This is a genomic window from Guyparkeria sp. SCN-R1 (assembly GCF_003932495.1).
Lineage (GTDB): Bacteria > Pseudomonadota > Gammaproteobacteria > Halothiobacillales > Halothiobacillaceae > Guyparkeria.
Window position 1 is genome coordinate 1 of record NZ_QZMT01000037.1, and the last position, 4,554, is coordinate 4,554.

Here is a 4,554-nt window from a genome sequence, read left to right on the forward strand (position 1 = left end):
CCGGTCTGTCTCACTCTCATGCAAAGGTAAGATCAACCATTTAATCCGCTTACCCCTTTCTTCATGCCTTCACCTTCGGACCCGTAATTAAATTTTGATGAGATCTTTTTCCACCAGGCACTCGGCCACCGCAAAGTCTTCGGGCCAGTCGATATCGTGGCTGGTAAATTTGTCCAGTTCATATAGATAAGGCTTGCGACCGATCCGATCACCCAGATCGCGATAAATGTCAGCGGATGCCAGGAAAACGCCGCTGTTCACCTCATGAACGGGCGGCAGTGTCTGGGTCCGGGGCCATTTCTCGATATCACGGTCGTAATTGATGGGCCTTTCGTGTTGCCAAAGAAAACCGTGGATCGAGGTCGTCGTCATGAGCGAGTCGTAACCCCGTTCCAGCCGGTCCAGATAGGAACGAATGACCCGGTCATAGTGTTCTTCGGTAATGAAGGGCGATGTCACATGCGTCCAGAGGATGTGACCTTCCGGGATCAGGTCGAGCGCATGGGCGACCAGCTGATCGGTGCTGGTCTTGCTCGACGAGAGGGCCTCGATGCGCTTGTGCAAACGAAGGCGAGGTTCGTTCAGCGATTCTCCGAAGGCGAGAATATCGGCATCGTTGGTGGTCAGGACCACTTCATCGATCGCATCGGCAGCCAACAATTGTCGAAGCTTCACTTCGATCAGGCCGAACTCGAACCCCGCAAAGGGCTTGATGTTCTTTCGCGCGACGCGTTGGCTGCCCGCTCGACAGGGCAAAAAGCAGGTAACTTTGTCTGTCATGTGATGAGTCCGTGAATACTCTTTTTGGCCACGTCATAGCGCGATGGCGTAACCGCAATCAGGGGAACGGTGGAATCGGAGGCGTGGTATTGCTTGACCACCCGATTCATCTCTTCGTTTCGCGGGTCTTCACCTGCATAACCGTCAAACCCGGCCATATAGATGCAGTTCGCCTGTCCGCTGACCGCAATGGCGAATGCGTAGGCCATGACCAATGACGTCGGTGTGACGCAGTAGGTCTGGGAAAAATCGAACCTGCCGGGCTGCACCTGGAGACCGAAATCCAGCACGTTCTTCTCACGCAGGGAGACCTGAACTTTTTCAGGCAACATCGAGTAAGGCGTGACCAGTGGCTGCGGTAGCTGGGTGTGTGCGTCACAGTCGGCCAACAGGCGCACCGGGTGGCACGCCACACGCAGGTCGATCAAGTCGGCATCAATGGCGCTCTGGGTATTCAGGGCCACGACCAATGGCCGGTGCTCCCGGATATGACGCTCCAGGGCGTCACGATGCCGGGTGACACCCGGCCCGGTGCCGAGCAACAGGACATCGCGGCCCTCGAAACGCTCTCGCGGCGTCCACTGACCTTTCGGCTCACCCGCATAGAAATGGCGTGCGGCATCAAGCGTGTTCAGATTGAACTTCTTGCCACCTTCCACGCGCAGGTGTTCGATGACCGCCAGCACGTCTTCTTCTTCATAACGCGAGTCGCTGAGCATCTCCTGGATATAGGTGGGGTGAATGCCGTACTTGCCGGCCAGGTAGTAGTACGGGTTCGTCCCCCAGCCATACTGACGCTGCATCGGCTTGAAGTACTCGCGCAGCAGCGACATCAACGGCACCATGTTGGCCGACTTGCCGCGCCGCTCGGCTATCTCAACCGCCAGCTCTTCCGTGCGGGCATTGCCCGGCCCGCGGCCCATGCCCGTCACGGTGGAATCGACCCAGTTCACGCCCTCGTCCAACGCACGCAGCGTGTTGGAAAGCGCCAGACCCTGGTTATCGTGCGTGTGGACACCCAAGTCGCCGTCCCACTCGCTGCGCAGCCACCCGATAATCTGCGCCGTCTGCCCCGGGGTCATGCTCCCCATGCTGTCCGCGAAGTAGAGCGCTTCAAGGGGATAATCCTTGGCCTCGCGGGCCAAGGACTTGATCTCCTCCTCGGTTCGATCGGAGACCTGCATCAGATTGAAGGCCGCCCGATAACCTCGTTCGTTGAGCCAGCGAGCTGCCGGCAGTGCCGCCTCGAACTCATGCACGTGACAGGCAATGCGTACCAGGTCGACCGGAGACTCGTCGCCGCGCACCGGAAACAGTCGCTCCAAGGCCTCGTCCTGAGGAACATCACCGACCAGTTCACTGCCATTGACCATGACCGCGATGGCCAGTCCTTCCGGGATCCAGAGGCTCTGGATGAAGTGATCGGTCGTGAAGGCGCAGGGCCCCTTGAATCCGTTGTTCTTCAACGACCGGAAGCCCAACTCCACCACGTCCACACCGGCGGCCTGCATCGCCTCGAGGTATTGATGGATCACATCCGTGGAGAAATCCCACGTGTTGTAGTAGCCGCCGTCACGGAGAGTGCAATCAAGGAAATACATAGAATCCACCGGTTAGAGTTTTTCGATCGGCACTGCTTTATCCGTGGGGCAGTGAGCCTCCCTCACCGAGAAACCACCCTCTCCTCGCTCCACGACCAGGGCATCGTCGATTTTGAAAGCATCGGCATCTCGCAATTCCCTGACCTTCTCGCAGACACTGCGGTACAGCCCGGCGTAGCTGATAACGTTCCTCGCAAACCCCGCGTTGGCGAAAACGTCGGTTACCAGTTCCTCTCGGGGGAACCGGATCGTCGCTTCGGTAGCCACCGCCGCGTACACCGACAACGAACTATCGAAACAATGCAGCCGACCGGAAAAATCATGAGGAATCATGACTTCCGCGAAGAATTTATCGACCTCCAACGAATCGGCCTTGGTAAATTCAACCCGATCCTCAAGGGCAACCACGTCATAGTCGCCCTTCAAGCCCGCCAATACATCATCGGTTGATGAGGCCATGATTCGGGAATCACCCTTAAGGACCACGCTCGAAACGTCTTCAGTCGAGAGGTACCGCTTTATTACGTCGATATAACGCAACCCATCGACGAACTCACCGGGGCCCTGCCCCCAATATCGGAGAAACAGCCAGTCCTTTTTCAGGTCATCGGAATCGAACGACAACTTGGCCCCGACGATTGACTTCAACGCATCGAACGCCGAGTCAATATCACGGAACGTGCAGACCCTGACCGGGGCCCCGTTCTTTATAAACGGCCGCTTCCACACAAAACCAAAGAAGAGAAGTTCCTTGTAGTCAGGGAAAACCTCTTCCAGATTGGCCTTGCCGAGCTCGTTCTTGATTCCATCCGAATACACGCTGTATTGGGCGCCGAACTTCTCAATCAATCCGGTCGAGATATGCGCCTTCCCAAACGGATGCACCCAGAGATGGCCTGGAACCTGATCCTTGTCGAGCTTCTTGGCTTCACTGGCAGTCATGATTCGACCACCCACAGATTGCACGTATTTCTCGACAGGAAGCGAAACCGGAACCTGGTCGGGCACAATGATCAAGAAACCGGAATCATGATTCCCAAAATACGACGACAGCAACACCACAAAAAGCTCTGTCGGTGCGAACGCGGCTGGATAATGCCCCATATAAACCACCCTGAGTTAATCCACCCATTGATAACTATGCGAAAACGCAATCAGCCCACGTATCGTTACGCGCGGCCAGCCAACCGCCCGCCTCGGACATCGCCCGCACGAGGCGAGAAGTCGGTAGGACGGTTTGCCGGCGCAAGAAGCCCCAACCCGTGGCCGATCTTTGCTCGGCCACAGAAGACGCAGATCCGCGTTACGTTACGGTTGGCACATGCCGCTCCGGCATGTGCCGAACGCGAGCAGGAAAGAATTCGGCCAACTCACTCCAGGGCTGGTCGAAAACCGACACCGCTAATAGCCAGCAGGCCGACTTCCCAACGACACACCCTCATCCTTATCTAGATCGAGGCGGGCCGTTCGCCCCCTCATGCTTTGACAAGGGGATCACCCTGGAAATTCCCGATCAGGTCCTAATATCCGCGATTGCTTTGTAATCACGCTCCATCAGCGTCTCAAGACGCGACTTTGCATAATCACTCACGTCAACGTCGAAATCGGGGCTCACGTTCATCCGCGGCAAGGTAATCTCCGGGATGCCCAGCTTTTTCATCACTTCAGGAAACGTTTTATCCAGTTCGGAGTAAATGATCAGCTGGTCGACCGAGAGGTTCCCATCGACATCGATAAACCGATCGATCTGCGGCTGCAACTGCCCTTTGTTATTAGGCACCCACTTCTCCAGGAACTCATCGAAATTCATGTCACCGGTGTAAAGCCTGGGGTTATCCTTGAACTTCTCGTGTCGATGCGACTTATACAGGCTAAGCGCATAATCCACGGGGTCCCGGATAACACCGAACTTGAAAAACTCACCCTCGTCCATGACATCAAAAAGCCACTTGAAACGCTTCTGAATCTGGGCGTAAGGCAGATGCTTACCCAGCTCGCTTCGTCTAACGACGATATCGCCGTGCGGCCTCAACTCAGACTCGATAGACGTCGACGCGGTTTTCAGATTGGCAATAAAGATGAACTTCTTTTCAATTGAAATGATCACTTCAACACTTCGGGTATACGGATTTAATGGTTGATGGGGCACCTTCACCCCATCAATCTGATACCA

Annotated in this window: 4 protein-coding genes; all 4 read right to left on the reverse strand. The window is 55.8% G+C overall.

All coding sequences use genetic code 11. From position 1 onward, the window contains the following. Nucleotides 1-87 precede the first annotated feature (87 nt). Nucleotides 88-780 (reverse strand): cytidylyltransferase domain-containing protein, encoded by a 693-nt coding sequence (locus D5687_RS10965; protein WP_125199814.1) that lies wholly within the window; start codon nucleotides 778-780, stop codon nucleotides 88-90. After that, nucleotides 777-2,381: an aldolase catalytic domain-containing protein gene (locus D5687_RS10970; RefSeq protein WP_125199815.1), complete on the reverse strand. Its 1,605-nt coding sequence runs from the start codon at nucleotides 2,379-2,381 to the stop codon at nucleotides 777-779. The genes D5687_RS10965 and D5687_RS10970 overlap by 4 nt, the downstream gene beginning before the upstream one ends. Before the next feature lie 12 nt (nucleotides 2,382-2,393). Then, entirely contained in the window at nucleotides 2,394-3,485 is a 1,092-nt protein-coding gene (locus D5687_RS10975) for a hypothetical protein (protein WP_125199816.1), read from the reverse strand. 409 nt (nucleotides 3,486-3,894) lie between these two features. Further along, on the reverse strand, nucleotides 3,895-4,554 hold a 660-nt coding region (locus tag D5687_RS11325; protein WP_158611874.1), incomplete at its 5' end, for a sulfotransferase family 2 domain-containing protein.